The sequence below is a fragment of the Paludicola sp. MB14-C6 genome, from assembly GCF_030908625.1.
Classification (GTDB): domain Bacteria; phylum Bacillota; class Clostridia; order Oscillospirales; family Ruminococcaceae; genus Paludihabitans.
The window spans coordinates 1,716,947-1,734,702 of record NZ_CP133133.1 but is presented as its reverse complement, the minus strand read 5'-3'; the positions used below and the strand labels follow the sequence as shown (position 1 = coordinate 1,734,702).

The 17,756-nt window shown below is 35.4% G+C and carries 17 protein-coding genes; 5 read left to right on the top strand and 12 right to left on the bottom strand.

Annotated features, from left to right (window positions below; translation table 11 throughout):
- Positions 1–30 precede the first annotated feature (30 nt).
- Positions 31–384, top strand: a complete 354-nt coding sequence (locus tag RBG61_RS08365) for a type II toxin-antitoxin system PemK/MazF family toxin (protein WP_307942568.1) — start codon at positions 31–33, stop codon at positions 382–384.
- 149 nt (positions 385–533) lie between these two features.
- Entirely contained in the window at positions 534–1,106 is a 573-nt protein-coding gene (locus tag RBG61_RS08360) for a phosphate propanoyltransferase (RefSeq protein ID WP_307942566.1), read from the top strand.
- Positions 1,107–1,245: 139 nt separating this feature from the next.
- On the opposite strand, the gene tnpA is transcribed toward RBG61_RS08360, so the two are convergent.
- The 4 genes from tnpA to proS form a co-directional block, all read right to left on the bottom strand.
- Positions 1,246–1,713 carry an IS200/IS605 family transposase gene (gene tnpA / locus RBG61_RS08355; RefSeq protein ID WP_307942351.1) on the bottom strand — a complete coding sequence of 156 codons (468 nt, stop codon included), beginning with the start codon at positions 1,711–1,713 and terminating at the stop codon, positions 1,246–1,248.
- A 289-nt stretch (positions 1,714–2,002) separates the two neighbouring features.
- Positions 2,003–2,473 carry a transposase gene (locus RBG61_RS08350; protein ID WP_307942565.1) on the bottom strand — a complete coding sequence of 157 codons (471 nt, stop codon included), beginning with the start codon at positions 2,471–2,473 and terminating at the stop codon, positions 2,003–2,005.
- Between the two features lie 174 nt (positions 2,474–2,647).
- On the bottom strand, positions 2,648–2,941 hold the full coding sequence (locus tag RBG61_RS08345) for a DUF3795 domain-containing protein (RefSeq protein ID WP_307942562.1): 294 nt from the start codon (positions 2,939–2,941) through the stop codon (positions 2,648–2,650).
- An 86-nt stretch (positions 2,942–3,027) separates the two neighbouring features.
- The gene (proS, locus tag RBG61_RS08340) at positions 3,028–4,467 is read right to left on the bottom strand and encodes a proline--tRNA ligase (protein ID WP_307942560.1); all 1,440 of its coding nucleotides are present in this window, start codon (positions 4,465–4,467) and stop codon (positions 3,028–3,030) included.
- 324 nt (positions 4,468–4,791) lie between these two features.
- Here proS and RBG61_RS08335 point away from each other — a divergent pair, with 324 nt between their 5' ends.
- Genes RBG61_RS08335 through RBG61_RS08325 form a run of 3 tightly spaced genes read left to right on the top strand, consistent with a single transcriptional unit; the run spans position 4,792 to position 9,390 of the window.
- Positions 4,792–5,253 carry a MarR family transcriptional regulator gene (locus RBG61_RS08335; protein WP_307942559.1) on the top strand — a complete coding sequence of 154 codons (462 nt, stop codon included), beginning with the start codon at positions 4,792–4,794 and terminating at the stop codon, positions 5,251–5,253.
- 53 nt (positions 5,254–5,306) lie between these two features.
- Positions 5,307–7,538, top strand: coding sequence for an ABC transporter ATP-binding protein (locus tag RBG61_RS08330; protein WP_307942557.1), 2,232 nt, complete (start codon positions 5,307–5,309; stop codon positions 7,536–7,538).
- The gene (locus RBG61_RS08325; RefSeq protein ID WP_307942554.1) at positions 7,531–9,390 is read left to right on the top strand and encodes an ABC transporter ATP-binding protein; all 1,860 of its coding nucleotides are present in this window, start codon (positions 7,531–7,533) and stop codon (positions 9,388–9,390) included. Before RBG61_RS08330 ends, RBG61_RS08325 begins: the two co-directional genes overlap by 8 nt.
- A gap of 43 nt (positions 9,391–9,433) precedes the next feature.
- Here the strand turns inward: RBG61_RS08325 and RBG61_RS08320 are convergent, their stop codons facing one another.
- From RBG61_RS08320 to RBG61_RS08285, 8 genes are all read right to left on the bottom strand, one after another.
- On the bottom strand, positions 9,434–10,126 hold the full coding sequence (locus RBG61_RS08320) for a helix-turn-helix domain-containing protein (RefSeq protein ID WP_307942553.1): 693 nt from the start codon (positions 10,124–10,126) through the stop codon (positions 9,434–9,436).
- A gap of 192 nt (positions 10,127–10,318) precedes the next feature.
- The gene (locus RBG61_RS08315; protein ID WP_307942551.1) at positions 10,319–11,041 is read right to left on the bottom strand and encodes an amino acid ABC transporter ATP-binding protein; all 723 of its coding nucleotides are present in this window, start codon (positions 11,039–11,041) and stop codon (positions 10,319–10,321) included.
- Positions 11,028–11,714, bottom strand: coding sequence for an amino acid ABC transporter permease (locus RBG61_RS08310; protein ID WP_307942549.1), 687 nt, complete (start codon positions 11,712–11,714; stop codon positions 11,028–11,030). The genes RBG61_RS08315 and RBG61_RS08310 overlap by 14 nt, the downstream gene beginning before the upstream one ends.
- 78 nt (positions 11,715–11,792) lie before the next feature.
- The gene (locus RBG61_RS08305) at positions 11,793–12,554 is read right to left on the bottom strand and encodes a transporter substrate-binding domain-containing protein (RefSeq protein WP_307942548.1); all 762 of its coding nucleotides are present in this window, start codon (positions 12,552–12,554) and stop codon (positions 11,793–11,795) included.
- Positions 12,555–12,667: 113 nt separating this feature from the next.
- Entirely contained in the window at positions 12,668–13,546 is an 879-nt protein-coding gene (locus RBG61_RS08300; protein ID WP_307942546.1) for an RluA family pseudouridine synthase, read from the bottom strand.
- A gap of 36 nt (positions 13,547–13,582) precedes the next feature.
- The gene (gene recG, locus RBG61_RS08295; RefSeq protein WP_307942544.1) at positions 13,583–15,625 is read right to left on the bottom strand and encodes an ATP-dependent DNA helicase RecG; all 2,043 of its coding nucleotides are present in this window, start codon (positions 15,623–15,625) and stop codon (positions 13,583–13,585) included.
- Positions 15,626–15,635: 10 nt separating this feature from the next.
- A complete protein-coding gene (locus RBG61_RS08290; protein WP_307942542.1) occupies positions 15,636–15,893 on the bottom strand; it encodes a hypothetical protein in 258 nt (85 codons plus the stop codon).
- Positions 15,894–16,022: 129 nt separating this feature from the next.
- Positions 16,023–17,672, bottom strand: a complete 1,650-nt coding sequence (locus tag RBG61_RS08285; RefSeq protein WP_307942540.1) for a DAK2 domain-containing protein — start codon at positions 17,670–17,672, stop codon at positions 16,023–16,025.
- Between the last annotated feature and the right edge of the window lie 84 nt (positions 17,673–17,756).

The following is a 17,756-nucleotide window of genomic DNA, read 5'->3' as shown; positions in this document are numbered from 1 at the left end:
ATGAAATGAATAAAAAGGAGTGTGAATAGTATGTCTATCAAACGAGGCGAAATCTATTATGCCGACTTAAGCCCGGTAATTGGATCGGAGCAAGGCGGTATGCGACCTGTTTTGATTGTACAAAATGATATTGGAAATAAATATAGTCCGACTGTCATTGCTGCTGCAATTACAAGTCAGCGTGACAAATCAAAGCTACCCACTCATATTGAATTACCTGCCGAAAATTGCGGTCTTCAAAAAAACTCTATTGTTCTTTTAGAACAAATCAGAACAATAGATAAAAAAAGATTAAAAGAAAAGATGGGTGCCTTAGATAGCAATTCAATGAATTTAATTGATACTGCATTATCTGTTAGTTTTGGGCTAAATCAAAGGATGTAAAAAACCCCTACATACGCTATACTTTATATGAAATCTTGCAAATACTTTTCCAATGTTTCTTAAAATATTAAGCTAATATTGAAAAATGGTTTACTTTGTATTATAATAACATGAGTATAATGTATATAGTGGAATGGAGAATTACTAAAATGGAAAAATTTATTGTTGAAACATCTGCACGTCATCTTCATGTATCTCAAGCAGATTTAGAAACTTTGTTTGGTAAAGGTGCTAGCCTTTCTAACAAAAAAGATTTATCACAACCTGGTCAATTTGCAACCAATGAAAAAGTTACTGTTGTTGGCCCTCGTGGACAACTTACTATGAGTATCTTAGGTCCGGTTCGTCCTGAAACACAAATCGAAGTTTCTTTATCTGATGCAAGAACACTTGGAGTTACTGCACCAATCCGTGAATCAGGTGATATAGAAGGTAGTGCACCTTGTAAATTAATTGGTCCAGCGGGTGAAATTGAGCTAACAAAAGGTGTTATTGTTGCAAAAAGACATATACATATGACTTGCGGGGATGCAACAAAATTAAATGTAAAAGATAAAGACATCGTTTGGGTTAAAATCGAAACTCCAGACAGAAAAACAGTTTTCGGCGATGTTGTTGTTCGTGTATCTGATAAATTTGCATTAGCAATGCATTTAGACACTGACGAAGCAAATGCTGCACAATGTGCAGGTGTTGTTTACGGCGAAATTATCAAACTATAAATCAAAACCACTAGTGAACTAGTGGTTTGCTCAGACCCTAGAAGGGTCAACTCGTGCTGACCCCTCAAAGGGGTACTGAAAGTTTGTCATCGCATCACAATTACAGGCAGCCACTATAAGTGGCTGTTTGTTTTTTGCCCTATTTCACTTGATTACCCGTAAACGGGTCCGTATATTCTTTAAATGAAATTTGGTCTTTTGCATAATCTTCTTCTAATTGGTTTCGAATGTACTCTGCTATTTTCTTTTCATTTTTTCCTACTGTATCTACAAAATAACCTCTACACCAAAAATTTCGTGATCCATATTTATATTTTAAATTTGCATGCCTATCGAATATCATCAGTGCACTCTTACTCTTGAGTGTTCCTACAAACTGTGATATACTCATATACGGTGGAATACTTACTAACATGTGTATGTGATCTACACATGCCTCCGCTTCTATTATTTCCACTTTCATTTCTGTGCATAATTTTCGAAATATTTCACCTACATCTCTTCGCAAATCTTTATAAATTATTTTTCTTCTATATTTTGGTGCAAACACTATATGGTATTCGCACCTATAACTTGAATGTGCTGTCTGTTTTACTTCATTTTTCATTGCTTAATTCCTCCTTGTTATCTTTGTGATACGGTCGCCAAACCGTCACTATTTTAACATGGAGGTTTTATTTTTGCCAAGGCTTTTTTATCTACCCCTGGTAGAACCAGGGGTTTTATTAAGCCTAAAGGCAACAACCAATAATAACAACCCCGAATCAAAAGATTCGGGGTTTATTGTTGCAAAAATGCTTAGCGTTAATAAGCCAAATAAAGAAATACGATACCCTCAGAAAAGAGTAATAACTTTTTTCTGAGGGTATCGTTATGTAAAGATTATGTTCAATCTTCTATTTCAATGGGTTTTCATCTATATATTGTCTAATCTCACGATATTCCTTTTCATTACGGATAATTCTATCATTAAATGATTTTTGCCAGATTTTCTTGTCAAACGGTGGATACTCACCATTTTTTACACTGTCTATATACAATTTTGTCGTTATTGTTTTAAATCTCTGCACAATCTCCGACAACGTAGGGAACGGTCCCTGTGTCGTTCCGTTGTGATTAATAATAACAATTGCGTGAATATGGTCGGGCATTATAATATGTTTATCAAGAAAAACAACATCGTTTATAATATTTAATAGCCTTTCTTCGATCATTTTACCAGCATTATTTATCAGCATAGTATTATTAAATATTTCACCAAATAATTGCTGACGATTTTGCGTACATATTGTAATAAAATATGCGCCATTGTGGGAATAATCATAACCTTTTAATCGTTGTAATTTTCTTTGTGGTAATTCGTTCAAATAAAATCATCTCATTTCATAAGACGGAACGACACAGGGGTCGTTCCCTACATTACATAATAATTAAATATGCATCAATAATTACAACATAGCGTTCTACATATTATATAAAAAGCCAAAATTCATTACATAATCATACTGTAATAAGTAATGAATTAACTCATTCAAGCTTTATTATCTTAGCTTCTCGTAACTATCGTTTCCATCCGTCCAGTTTTTTAAGTTTCGTAGTCTAGCGCCGTTGTCACCATGTTCTTGGTCAGCAAATAGGTCGCTTAACATTTGGCATGGCATTTCTTCACATTGTCCACAATGCTCATACCCTTTACTGATACAACATTTTGCTTTATCACATTCGCCCCAGAACATCTTACTTTTACAAGCTTTACATCCAGGACAATTACATGGCTCCTTCCATTCACATTCTCCACAATAAGTACCACACATTGCTTTCATTGATTGATCCATATGTCATTTCTCCTTATATTAGATACAAATAGCGGTACAGAGTTTTCTCTGTACCGCTATATCTTTTGTCAAAAGCAGTTTTGCCTTTAATATTGTTTACCCCAAACAACTAAGTGTTTTGCAGGTTTGCCGCAGCAAGCACAAGTATCGCCGATTGCCTCTTCGTTAAATGGAATACAACGAGATTTTACGCCGCCGGTAACATCTTTAATCTTATTTTCACATTCGACATCACCGCACCACATAGCTTTGATAAATCCTGGCTTGTTTTTCGCAGTATCTACGAATTCATCAAAGTTTTTTGCAGTATGTGTTTTTGCTTTAAGATTTTCCAATGCACGATTATATAATCCATCATGAACAGCTTGTAGTGCAGTTTCAATTTCTTGTTCAAGGTTATCTAAGCTAACAAAGACTTTTTCGCGATTATCACGACGAACCAATACACATTGATTATTCTCAATATCTTTTGGTCCAATTTCAAGACGAAGCGGAACACCTTTCATTTCGTATTCACTGAACTTCCATCCCGGTGAATTATCGGAATCATCTAGTTTTACACGATAGTTTGCTTTCAAACGATCTCTTAATTCAGCAGCTTTATCCAACACGCCTTCTTTGTGCATTGCAATCGGAAGAATAACGACTTGAATTGGAGCGATTTTTGGAGGTAATACCAATCCGTTATCGTCACCATGTGTCATGATGATTGCACCAATCATACGAGTAGAAACGCCCCAAGAAGTTTGATGAGGATATTGTGGTTTGTTGTTTCTATCAGTATAGGTAATTTCAAATGCCTTTGCAAATCCATCACCGAAATAGTGAGAAGTACCGCCTTGTAATGCAACACCATTATGCATCATAGGCTCAATCGTATAAGTTTCAACTGCACCTGCAAATTTTTCTTTTTCGGTTTTTTGACCTGTAATTGCAGGAATAGCTAATGTTTCACGATAAAAATCTTCATACACTTTCAGCATTTGAAGTGTTTCTTTTCTTGCATCTTCTTCTGTTTCATGCATTGTATGGCCTTCTTGCCATAAGAACTCAGAAGTTCTTAAGAATGGACGAGTTGTTTTTTCCCAACGAACTACGTTACACCATTGGTTATATAGCTTTGGTAAATCTCTATAAGAGTGAATAATATTTTTATAATGTTCACAGAATAACACTTCAGAAGTTGGACGAACACAAAGACGTTCTGCTAAACGTTCATTTCCGCCATGAGTAACCCAAGCAACTTCCGGTGCAAATCCTTCTACATGATCCTTTTCACGTTGTAATAAACTTTCGGGGATAAACATAGGCATATATACATTTTCGTGTCCAAGTGCTTTGAATCTTGCGTCTAAATCGTGTTGGATGTTTTCCCATATGCCATAGCCATACGGGCGAATTACCATACAACCTTTCACGCTAGAGTAATCCACAAGCTCAGCTTTTTTAATTACATCAGTATACCATTTTGCAAAGTCGACGTCCATTGCAGTAATGTCTTCGACCATCTTTTTTTGCCCTGCCATAGTTTATAACCACCTTTTAAAATTTATATATTTTTCATTATACTACTAAATTCTGTCTTTGACAAGTATTTGCTTTTTCACTAAATATATAAATTCAACTGACAGTTTTATACAAATCCTATTTACAGTTTACTGAGAATTATGATGGTATCTGTACATAATAACTGTAGATAATATTATGCTTTCATTACATATTATAAATATCATTCATAATTTTTTTATGGAATCCATTGAATGTTTTAATTACGTTCATATTTTCTTAATTGAATTAATTATTAGATTGTAATATAATTAGAAAATCTAATTATAGAAAGGATGAATCTTTTGACACAAGAAATATTCGAAGCAATTAAAGCGTTACAGCAATGCAATATTAACTGTATAAACGTTGTATCCCATTTAACTCATGCGCAAACTATAGTTTTATTGACTATTGGCGACTATATATCTAAGAAATCAGCTCCCCCACAACCATCTTATTTAAGCGAGGTATTGAGAGTAGCACCTGCCTCTATTACTCCTGTCTTGAATAAACTAGATGACACAGGTTTCATTGAACGTATTTATTCCAAGCAAGATCGTCGTCAAGTTTTCCTTCAACTAACTAAAAATGGAGAACAAGAATACAAGCAAATGTCAAAACAAATTAACGCTTATTATGCTAAGGTTATTGATGAGGTCGGTATTGACTTAATCAAACAGTTTATTGACTTTGGAAAAAAAATAGAGACATTTAACAGTAATTTTATTGCTTCGCCACATATTCCACCATTTATCAATGAATAGCATACTAAATGGTGTATGATATAGATACTCTTTACTTGAAAGGATAACAATTCATGTTTAAACTCATCAAACATCTGAAACAATTTACTTTTTCTATTTTAGCAATTGTTGCACTTTTGGTTGTGCAAGCAGTTTGCGATCTATCCTTACCGGATTATACATCCAAGATCGTTAATGTCGGTATTCAGCAAGGTGGTATTGAACAGGCTACTCCCGATGTTATTCGCAAAGCTGAAATGGAAAAACTCAGCCTATTCATATCAGAAAGTGATTATAAAAAGGTCTTAGATTCCTATACACTGTTAGAAGTCGGGAATGCTTTAAAAAGCCAGTATAATGTTTTAGAAAAAGAACCATTATATCAACTTAACACCAAAGATAAATCAAAAATAGAAGAGCTTAACAACATTTTTGCAAAACCGATGCTTTTAGTAGGTGGATTAGAAAGCGGAGCAAAAGAACTCAAGCCTTTTGAAGATAACTTAAAGGCTCAACTCCCACCACAAATGAAGCAAGCAACTCTATCTACTTTAGATATTCTTGCTAACCTACCAAAGCAACAGCTAACCCCTTTGGTCGATAAAATTAATGCAATGTTTCAAGATATGCCGGATAGTATTATAAGACAAAGTGCAGTTGCCTTTACCAAGAAAGAATACACTGCCATCGGCATTAACACCGAGCGTTTACAAAGCAATTTCATTCTTTTAGCAGGTTTAAAAATGATTGGTATTGCATTACTAAGTATGGCTGCAACGGTATTGGTAGGCTATTTAGGAGCTCGTGTTGCTGCAAAACTTGGTATGAATTTACGCCAAGGTGTTTTCCGAAAAGTAGTATCCTTCTCTAACGCTGAACTAGACAAATTTTCTACTGCTTCATTGATAACAAGAAGCACAAATGACATCCAACAAATTCAAATGCTGATGGTTATGCTGTTACGTATTGTTTTCTATGCACCAATCCTTGGTATCGGCGGTGTTATTAAAGTATTAAATACGAACACTTCTATGGCATGGATTATTGCAGTAGCTGTTATGGCAATATTATCTCTTGTCCTTGTTCTATTTGGTGTAGCAATGCCTCGATTCAAGAAATTACAATCTTTAATTGATAGACTAAACCTCGTTACTCGTGAAATTTTAACGGGTATTCCTGTTATTCGTGCATTCAGCACACAAAAGCATGAAGAACAACGTTTTGATAAAGCAAACCGTGATTTAACAAAAACAAATCTATTTGTAAACCGCATTATGACATTTATGATGCCGGCTATGATGTTTATCATGAACAGTATTGCTATTTTAATTGTTTGGAAAGGTGCACAGGGAATCGACACAGGTGCTATGCAAGTTGGCGATATGATGGCGTTTATTCAATATACCATGCAAATTATTATGTCCTTCTTAATGATTTCTATGATTTCAATTATGCTACCTCGTGCTTCTGTTTCTGCAGCACGTATTGATGAAGTATTAAAAACGAACAGCAGTATTATCGACCCTGAAACACCGCAAGAAACAAAATTAGACCACAAAGGATATGTTGAGTTTAAAGATGTTTCCTTCCATTATCCAGATGCTTTAGAAGATGTCCTTTCCAATATTAGCTTTGTTGCAAAGCCTGGGGAAACAACGGCATTTATCGGAAGTACGGGTAGTGGTAAATCTACTTTGATTAACCTTATACCTCGTTTTTATGATGTAACAAAGGGCGAGATTTTATTAGATGGCGTAGACATTCGCAACGTAACCTTACACGATTTAAGAGAAAAAATTGGATATGTTCCTCAAAAAAGTGTATTGTTCTCAGGTACAATTGAATCCAATATAAAATATGGCGCATATGACACTTCGGATGACGTTATGAAAAAAGCTGCTGAAATAGCCCAAGCAACCGAATTTATCGAAAGCAAATCGGAGCAGTATAACTCTGAAATTTCACAAGGCGGCACCAATGTATCAGGCGGCCAAAAGCAACGTCTTTCTATTGCAAGAGCGATTGCAAAGCAACCGGAAGTATATATTTTTGATGACAGTTTTTCTGCACTTGACTATAAAACGGATGTTGCTTTACGTAAAGCCTTGAAAAGCAATACTGCTAACAGTACCGTTTTAATTGTTGCACAAAGAATCAGTACCATTCTACACGCTGACCAAATAATTGTATTAGATGAAGGTCAAATTATCGGCAAAGGAACTCATAAAGAGCTTCTTAAAAGCTGTGATGTATACAAACAAATTGCTCAATCACAATTATCAAAGGAGGAGCTTGAACATGAGTAATGCAAAACAACCAAAGCGTGGCCCTATGGGCGGCATGGGCGGCCCTATGGGCGCTATGAGCGGCGAAAAAGCAAAAAACTTTAAAGGCACAATGAAAAGCTTGATTTCTCATCTTGCTCAATATAAATTATCTATTTTGCTTGTTGTTATTTTTGCAATTGGAAGTGCTGCTTTCGCAATAATTGGTCCAAAAATTTTAGGTAATGCAACCACTGAAATTTTCAATGGTTTGATTGAAAAAATTAAAGGGCAAGGTGGAGGAATTAACTTTACAAAAATCGGAACCATCCTTTTATTCTTACTTGGACTATATATTATCAGTGCAGTATTTTCTTTTCTTCAAGGTTATTTCATGACTAACGTAACGCAAAAGGTTTCTTATAATTTTAGAAAAGAAATTTCCGAAAAAATCAATCGTATGCCATTAAAATATTTTGAAAGCAGAACACATGGTGAAGTGTTATCAAGAGTGACAAACGATATTGATACTTTAAGCCAAAGCTTAAACCAAAGTATGACTCAAGTTATTTCATCCATTACTTTAATCATTGGTGTACTGATAATGATGTTTTCTATCAGCTGGCAAATGACTTTAGTTGCGCTTTTGATTCTTCCATTATCCATGCTTTTGATTACTGGCGTTGTCAAACGTTCACAAAAATACTTTAAATCACAACAAGAATATCTTGGTCATGTAAATGGTCAAGTTGAAGAAGTATTCGGTGGATTAAACATTGTAAAAGCATTTAATGGAGAAGAAAAGGTTACAAATGAATTTGATAAAATGAATGAAACACTTTATCAATCTGCTTGGAAATCTCAATTTTTATCCGGAATGATGATGCCTGTTATGACGTTTGTTGGTAACCTAGGCTATGTTGCAGTGTCCATTCTTGGTGGATACCTTGTAATCAAAAACACCATTCAAGTTGGTGATATTCAATCCTTTATTCAATATATCCGCAGCTTTACCCAACCAATTGCTCAAGTGGCTCAAGTCGCTAATCTACTACAATCTACCGCTGCAGCTGCAGAACGTGTATTTGAATTTTTGAACGAGGAAGAAGAAGATCAATTTGTTGAAAATCCAGTTCATATTGATAAACTAGAAGGCAATGTTGCTTTCAAGGCTGTTCATTTTGGCTATGATCCAGAAAAAATTATTATCAACGACTTTAGCGCTACTGTAAAACAAGGACAAAAAGTAGCTATAGTTGGGCCTACAGGAGCAGGTAAAACAACTATGATTAAACTGCTTATGCGTTTTTATGATGTGAATAGTGGCGCAATCTTAATAGACGGCCACGATATTCGCGATTTTAACCGCACTGAACTACGAGATATGTTTGGTATGGTATTACAGGATACTTGGTTATTTAACGATACGATTATGGAAAACATTCGTTATGGCAGATTAAATGCAACTGACGAAGAAGTAATTGCAGCTGCAAAAGCGGCTCATGTTGACCATTTTATCAAGACACTTCCAAAAGGCTATCAAATGGAGTTAAATGAAGAGGCAAGCAACATTTCACAAGGACAAAAGCAGTTGCTTACCATTGCTAGAGCCATTCTTGCTGACCCTAAGATTTTGATTTTAGACGAAGCAACAAGCTCTGTTGATACCCGAACAGAAATCCGTATTCAAAAAGCTATGGATAATCTAATGAGCGGAAGAACCAGCTTTGTTATTGCTCATAGGCTTTCAACCATTCGTGACGCCGATTTAATCTTAGTTATGAAAGATGGCGATATCATCGAGCAAGGTAACCATGAAGAGCTTATTTCGGCAAATGGATTCTATGCAAATCTATATAATTCTCAATTTGAACGAACCGAAGCAATTGCATAACAAACAAAAAATCGCTCCATTTACTTGGAGTGATTTTTTACTGTTATCGTAAAATGCCTTTTGCCTTCTTTCTTAGTACTATAGTAATGATTAAAGAAATAAAAGCTGCTAATAACCACGAAAGCAATAAATGTACGAAATCAGGTGCAGGGTTTAGAAGATATCCAATCAAGAATTGCTTGATTATCATATAACATAATGGTGTTATACCAAGCCACACATTCCATAAAACACTATTGTATTCTTCCGCTTTTAGCTCATTAAAATCAACTGAGGTATCTCCTATACGACTGAGTTTATTTTTGAATTCAATAAATGCAACATAACGACAGAATAAACTTACTGCAGTTAGAACACCGCATACCCCAAATGACCATGCAAAGCTTTGCCATGCAATCCAAAAACAGAATGCTAAAATTACCCCTAATACCGTTAAAAAAATAGTAACTGGTTTCATTGTACTAAATTCATGTATACATTCGTTTTTTGTATATGGGGCATTAGGGTTAAATACTATTTGTAATTTTGACTTTTCCCCGGTTAAAAGCTCATCGGTAGTTATTTGTAGAATTTCAGCTAAAGCAGGAATGATAGTAATATCAGGATAACCGTCTCCTGTTTCCCATTTAGATACCGCTTTATTCGTTACTCCTAGTTGATCTGCTATCTGTTGCTGTGTCATTGCGAGTTGCTTTCTTCTTGTTGCTATCATATAACTTATCTGTATTTGTTCCATAGTAATACCTACTCCTTTCGCAGCAAAGATTGAAAGATTTTCTTTCGATTTTCGCCTTCATTAACTACTATACTATATTGCAAAAAGATTGCTACCTACGAGTAATTGAATGACTCCACGAATCGTGGATTCTAACTTTATACTATCTATTATAACAAAAAAACTGGCTTTCGCCAGTTTTTTCTAATTTTATTAAAGCACTTTTGCAAGAAATTCTTGTAAACGTTCATGCTGTGGATTTTCAAAAAAGTCTTTTGGATTGTTTTGCTCTACAATTTGTCCGCCATCCATGAATAATACACGAGTAGCAACTTCTCTGGCAAATCCCATTTCATGAGTAACCACAACCATCGTCATACCTTCATTTGCAAGTTCTTTCATGAGTTCTAATACCTCGCCCACCATTTCAGGGTCAAGTGCAGAAGTTGGCTCATCAAATAACATAACATCAGGATTCATTGCCAACGCACGAACAATCGCAATACGTTGTTTTTGGCCACCTGAAATCATAGAAGGATAGCTGTCTGCTTTATCTAAAAGACCAATTCGCTCCAATAAACGTTTGGCATTGGCTTCCGCTTCTTCTTTCGTTTGCAATTTTAACGTAATTGGTGCTAATGTGATATTTTGTAGAATTGTTAAATGTGGGAACAAATTAAAATGTTGAAATACCATTCCCATCTTTTGTCTTAGCTGATTGATATTCGTTTTTTTATCGGTAATATTATTGCCTTCAAACCAAATCTCTCCGTCGGTTGGCATTTCTAATAAATTAAGGCAACGTAAAAATGTAGATTTACCGGAACCTGAAGGACCGACAACAACAACCTTTTCGCCTTTGGAAATTGTTTCAGTAATATTGTTTAACACATGATTATCGCCGAATTTTTTGTATAAATTTTTAACCTCTATCACTCTTAGCCAACCTCATCTCAAAACGTTTTAAAATGGCTGTCATACCAACAACCAACAATAAGTAAATACCTGCAATAATGAAATATATCGCAGTATTATAGGAACTTGCACGAATCACGTTTCCGACATTCGTTAAATCTTGAACGGCAATATATCCTGCAATGGATGTTTCTTTTAACAATACAATAAACTCATTGCCTAAAGCCGGTAATATGTTTTTAATTGCTTGTGGCATTATTATTTTTTTCATTGTTTGTGCGCTGGTTAATCCCAAAGAGCGTCCTGCTTCCATTTGCCCTTTATCTACTGCTAAAATACCCGCACGAATAATCTCGGCAACATATGCACCAGAGTTCAAACCGAATCCAACAATAGCAATCAGAATGTAGTTTTTAACTGATGCCATAATTGCTCCTGCCAAAATCAATAATTGAATCATAAGCGGAGTGCCACGAATAATTGTAATATATAAATCGCATATTTTATCAAAAATCCAAAGTGATTTACGTCCAATGCTCGCATTTTTTACTATTGCAACAATCGTTCCGATTATTACACCGATTATGGTTGCAAAAAGTGCAATAATAAGCGTATTTTTTAAGCCATCTAATATCATTAGATATCTTTGTTCTTTAAATAGAGCATCATATATCTCATTTAAAATGCCTTCCATTCTCTCCATTACCTTTCTAATAAATCAACATAACAGCAGACAGTAATCGTCTGCTGTTATATTACTATTCTTTTTTAATTATGAGTGCTTTAGTACTAGTTCTTTCACTTTACCACTTTCTACTTGTTTTTGCAATACTTTGTTAATTACATCTAATAATTCTTTATTTTCTTTCTTTACTGCAAAAGCATATGATTCCGGCTCATAACCTGGGTTAAAGCATTCTAATGTATCTTTATTTTGCTCTACAATTTTTTTAGCAGGAAGTTCATCAACTATAACGCAATCTACTCTTCCTAAAAGGATATCTTTCGCAGCATCTATTGATGATTTATAACGTTTTACTTCTTTCGCTTGGATTACCTTTTTGTCGCTTGCATAGAATAAGTCACCTGTTGTTCCTTGTTGAACACCAATTACTTTTCCATTTGGACTAAATGATTTTACATCTGTACCTTTTTTCACAATAATATATTGTGTAGAAGTTGTATACTCAATTGAAAAATCCACTTGTTTTTTTCTTTCATCTGTAATTGTCATTCCTGCTGCAGCAAAATCGCCTTTACCTGTTTTTACATAGTCAACTAATAAATCAAAGTCCATGTTTGTAATTTCAAGCTTTACGCCGATTTCATCTGCGATCATTTGAGCTAACTCAGGGTCAACACCAACAACCTTATTGTTTTCAACAAATTCAAATGGTGCAAAAGTTGCATTTGTTAACATTGTAATTTTGCCATTTTTTTTGATTGCTTCTAAGCTGTTTTCATTTCCCTTACAACCAACAAACATTGCAGCAACCATGATTGTTATCAGTAATATTGATATTATTTTTTTCATATTGCCATTCCTCCATTATGTTTTCTTCAAATTAGTATTTGTTTTATTTGTTGATAATACTCTAACATATGTTTTGAATAATTGCAAGAGGAAAATGCAAGTTTTGTGAATATTTATTCACATTGCACGAGTTTATTCATGTCATCGTGAATATTTATGCATAATTTGATGGTACTGTTCGTTTGCGGATGTAAAAATAATACCTCATTACAGCAAAGCGCTTGCCTTTTGATGTCTGTCATATCTCCACCATACATATCATCACCTGCTAATGGGTATCCAATATGGCTGAAATGAACTCGTATTTGATGCGTGCGTCCTGTTTCAAGATGAATTCGAACAAGAGAGTATTTTTCATTTTGCAACTCCACTTTATAATGGGTAACACAACGCTGTCCGTTTTTATCTACTCCACGTTTGATATGGAAATCATCCAATCGTATAATTGGCGCATCAATTGTTGCCTCTAGCGGAGTAACCTTGCCACAAACAATTGCAGTATACTCCTTTTCAACTGCACCTGATAGCTTCGATGCGCTAAGTGCATTCTTTGCAACTACTACTAAACCGCTTGTGTCTCGATCCAATCGGTTAATCGGTCGAAACGTCGCCCGCATATGCTTCTGCTCCATATGATAGCAAAAAGCATTTGCCAAAGTATCATATTGGTGGTTACGAGAAGGGTGAACTGGCATATTTGCCGGTTTATTATAAACGATAACATCATCGTCTTCATATATAATTGGAACCTGCAGCTCACTGTTTGAATGAATATAGGTTTCTTCGTGGAGCGATACTTGTATGATATCGCCCTCATGAATAGGATCAACCATGCGAATATGCTCACCATTTAAAAGAATATCCCCACGATTTTGTTTTAGCCTTGTAATAATACGTCGGGAATAACCTTGCTCCCCGATTAAAAAGTCTTGAACTGTTTTCCCGTTATGCTCTTGTGTAATAGTATATTTTAATACTCTAATTGATTTCATTCCTTTCCGATTTTCAACATTGTAATCTTATTCTTATTAATTTAAAGCTCGCTGTTCATTTTGATAAAACAATCGTTTTACTTCATTTCGCAAACCTCTATGTTCTGGCAATTGAAGTTTACTATCTGACTCTAAAATTTCTTTCGCTACTTCTTGCGTCATATGTAGCATATCCATATTATCTACTAAATTTGCAATTTTAAGAGCCGGAAGCCCATGCTGTTTCACTCCGAAAAAGTCGCCAGGTCCACGCAGCTTTAAATCCTCTTCTGCTATTAAAAATCCATCATTGGTTTTGGTCATGGTTTGCAAGCGCTTTTTATTTTCTTCACCCTGATGGTCAGAAACGAGAATACAAAAGCTTTGATATTCTCCTCGCCCAACACGTCCTCTTAATTGGTGTAATTGTGACAAACCAAACCGTTCTGCATTTTCAATCAACATAATATTGGCATTTGGTACATCTACACCTACCTCGACAACCGTTGTAGAAACCAACACTTGAATTTCATTGCGTTTAAAGGCACCCATAATTGCTTCTTTTTCAGTACCTTTCAGCTTACCGTTTAAAGCAGCAATTCTATAGTTACTCAAAGGGGATTTCTGCAAGCCCTTGATATATTCTTGAATGGATATAAGGTCGCTTTCACTCTCTTCAATAAGCGGGCAAACAATATATGCTTGTCTTCCCTGATCAATGTGTTTTTTAATAAAGCTTAACGCACGAAGTCTTTTATCTGTTCCTATTGCATAAGTTTCAATCGGCTTTCTACCCTTAGGCAGCTCTTTGATAACAGATACATCTAAATCCCCATAGATGATTAATGCAAGTGTTCTCGGAATTGGCGTTGCAGACATAACAAGTAAATGCGGATTATCGCCCTTGTTAGCCAACTTTGCCCTTTGCGATACACCAAAACGATGCTGCTCATCCGTTACTACCAACCCAAGTTTACGAAAAACTACGGTATCTTGCACCAAAGCATGTGTGCCAATGACTACGCTATATTCCCCGTTTTCAATACCCTCTAGTAATGCCGCTTTTTCAGATGCTTTTTGAGAACCTGTTAGTAAACAACAGTGTATTCCAAGTGGTGTCAACAAATTACTTAACGTTTCATAATGCTGCTCTGCCAATATTTGTGTAGGTGCCATAATTGCAGATTGAAATCCGTTATGATGACAAGCATAACTTAATGCAGCGGCAACCATCGTTTTACCACAGCCTACATCTCCTTGGCACAAACGGTTCATTGGTATGTTTCGCTTCATATCGGCAAGTCCCTCGTTTATTGCTTGCTGCTGCCCATTTGTTAATGTGAACGGTAAAGATTCATAAAAAGGTACCATATCACAATCTTTTATCATGATTCCCGTTTCGGTTCTTACTTTATTTCTTAATAAAATCAAGCCTAACTGCAATACCAATAATTCTTCAAACATTAACCGAAATCGAGCGAGCTGCAATGCTTCCTCATCTTTGGGAAAGTGTATATTTTCAATTGCATAACGAAGATGACAAAGGTTATGCTTCATTTTTATTTCATTCGGAATTGCATCATCCAAGCAATCGCCCCATACCTCTAATGCCTCTTTCACATTGGTTTGTATCATTTTATTGGTCAAGCCTTCAGTTAAGCTGTAGATTGGGCGAAACATATCGCCCTCTTCTACGGTAACAAATAAAGGAGCTGTCATTTCTCTTTTCAGTAAAGTTCCCGTAACCTTACCGTAAAAATAGTATTGTTCTCCTTCTTTTAACGCTTCATACTGCCATTTGGAATTGAATATTGTAATAATAAGATTACTCATTCCATCATTTACATAGACCTTAAATACAGAAAGTCCCTTTCGAATTCTTTTCTCACCTTGTTTTCGAAATACAGTTGCTAATATAACGTTATTATCGTTTATAATTGTATCTGCAATTGGCACAGGCTTTGAGTAATCTAAATAGGTTCTTGGATAAAATTGCAATAAGGAGTAGATGGTATCTACTCCTAACTTATGATATAGCTTTGCACGCCGTTCGCCAACACCCTTTAGCTTTTCAATTCGGTCATTTAACGTAACGCTCACTTTTCTATCCTCATTTATCTATTTTATGGTTTCTTTTTTTACGATTCATAATTAACCAAACGGGTACTGCAACAAAAAAGCCAACAAATGCAATAACAGCAGAGATTCCCGCAATAATCGAAACTGGAAGCAAAATAGCAATTCCAATTGAAGCAGAAATTGCCGAAACAATTAACACGATTAAAGCGACTACCAAAACACAACCAATCCAAATCAGCATTTTTAATTGCTTATTTTTAATATCTTTTAAATAGATCTCTTTTCGCATTTTCGTTACCTCATTTCTTATAATGAAATACCCTTTTCTTCATCTTACCACGATAATTTTTGAAACGCAATAAAAACCAAATTAAAATATACAAAAGAGCGAACAACGTTCGCTCTCGGGTTTATCTAATTATTCAACAGAAAGAATGTAATAATAAACCGGTTGCCCACCATTGATTAGGTTTATTTCATATTCATTTCCGTATTTTTCTGAAATGGAATTATAAACTTTCTCCGCTTGCTCATCTGTTACGTCACTACCATAAATAATCGTAATGAATGTTCCGTCGGATTTTTTTGCTAACGTTTTGGTTAAACGAAGAAGTGCTTTATTTAAATCTTTTTCTGTGAAACTGAGCTTACCGTTATCAAGTCCTAATATTTCACCTTTTTTAATGGAATGTCCATCAAACTCGCTATCTCTTGCAGCAAATGTTACTAAACCGGTTTGAACTCTATCAAATTGCTTTGTCATATTCAAACGGTTTTCGCTATAACTCGCTTCTGGATCAAATGCAAGCATTGCTGAAATCCCTTGCGGTATTGTTCGTGTTTGCAATACACATACTCTTCTATCTGCAAGTTTTACTGCTTGTTCCGCAGCCATAATAATATTTTTATTATTTGGTAATACAAATACTGTTTCAGCCGGAGTAGCTTCAATTGCACGTAAAATGTCGTCTGTGCTTGGATTCATTGTCTGACCACCACTCACAATTTTATCAACACCTAAATCAGCAAACAACCCTTGTAAACCTGCTCCTGCACATACTGCAACAAAACCGAATTGTTTTTCTGGATCTACCGGTAAATACTCATCGCTCGCCTTTGTTCGTTCTGATTCATTGATTTTTGCTTGATGCTGCTCACGCATATTTTCGATTTTCATATTGATTAACTGGCCAAACTTCAATCCTTCTTGCAATGCATTACCAGGATTGTTCGTATGAACATGTACTTTTATAATCGTTTCATCATCCACACATACAACGCTATCGCCTATTGTCTCAAGATATGCTCTTAGCTTTAATGCATCAGGACAATCCTCTTTTTTATCTACAATAAACTCTGTACAATAAGTAAAGGTAATTTCGCCTTCATATTCCGCAACAGCATTCAATACAGGAGCTACAGCCTTATTCGTAGTTGTTTTTTCAACTGTTTTAACTTCTTCACCTGAGCAGATTACTGCTTGCATTCCTTTGAATATTACAAGTAAACCCATACCACCTGCATCCACTACTCCTGCTTTTTTCAATACAGGAAGCATTTCAGGTGTTTGGTCTAATGCTTCTTTTGCTCTTGCTACAATTTCATCAAATACAATCGTTGTATCATTGGTTTGTAAAGCTAATTCTGTTGCATGTTCAGCAGCAACTCTTGCAACGGTTAGAATCGTTCCTTCTGTTGGCTTCATAACTGCTTTATATGCAGCTTCAACACCTAGTGTCAACGCTTTGGCTAAATCCTGCCCATTGGCTTCTGTTTTTCCTTTTAATCCTTTTGCAAAGCCTCTGAACAACAAAGATAAAATAACTCCGGAGTTTCCTCTTGCTCCACGTAATAAAGCAGATGCTGCAACTTCAGCAGCTTTTTCTACGGTTGGATTATCTAATAACTCCAATTCCTTTTTGCCTGCGTTAATTGTCATTGACATATTCGTTCCTGTATCACCATCTGGAACAGGAAATACGTTCAATTCATCCACCATTTGTTTATTATTCGTGATATTATTCGCACCTGAAATAATAGCTTTTGCTAAAACATTTCCTTGTATCACCCTACTGCACTCCTCTTTACCATGCACAAAATATTCTCATTGTACATTAAATGTACGCTTCAGCGCTGCTTCGGCGTTATTTTT

Coding starts and splice junctions, on each gene's coding strand:
- RBG61_RS08365 (WP_307942568.1), top strand. CDS start 31: ATGTCTATCAAACGAGGCGAAATCTATTATGCCGACTTAAGCCCGGTA.
- RBG61_RS08360 (WP_307942566.1), top strand. CDS start 534: ATGGAAAAATTTATTGTTGAAACATCTGCACGTCATCTTCATGTATCT.
- tnpA (WP_307942351.1), bottom strand. CDS start 1,713: ATGAAAAATGAAGTAAAACAGACAGCACATTCAAGTTATAGGTGCGAA.
- RBG61_RS08345 (WP_307942562.1), bottom strand. CDS start 2,941: ATGGATCAATCAATGAAAGCAATGTGTGGTACTTATTGTGGAGAATGT.
- proS (WP_307942560.1), bottom strand. CDS start 4,467: ATGGCAGGGCAAAAAAAGATGGTCGAAGACATTACTGCAATGGACGTC.
- RBG61_RS08330 (WP_307942557.1), top strand. CDS start 5,307: ATGTTTAAACTCATCAAACATCTGAAACAATTTACTTTTTCTATTTTA.
- RBG61_RS08325 (WP_307942554.1), top strand. CDS start 7,531: ATGAGTAATGCAAAACAACCAAAGCGTGGCCCTATGGGCGGCATGGGC.
- RBG61_RS08320 (WP_307942553.1), bottom strand. CDS start 10,126: ATGGAACAAATACAGATAAGTTATATGATAGCAACAAGAAGAAAGCAA.
- RBG61_RS08310 (WP_307942549.1), bottom strand. CDS start 11,714: ATGGAAGGCATTTTAAATGAGATATATGATGCTCTATTTAAAGAACAA.
- RBG61_RS08305 (WP_307942548.1), bottom strand. CDS start 12,554: ATGAAAAAAATAATATCAATATTACTGATAACAATCATGGTTGCTGCA.
- RBG61_RS08300 (WP_307942546.1), bottom strand. CDS start 13,546: ATGAAATCAATTAGAGTATTAAAATATACTATTACACAAGAGCATAAC.
- RBG61_RS08290 (WP_307942542.1), bottom strand. CDS start 15,893: ATGCGAAAAGAGATCTATTTAAAAGATATTAAAAATAAGCAATTAAAA.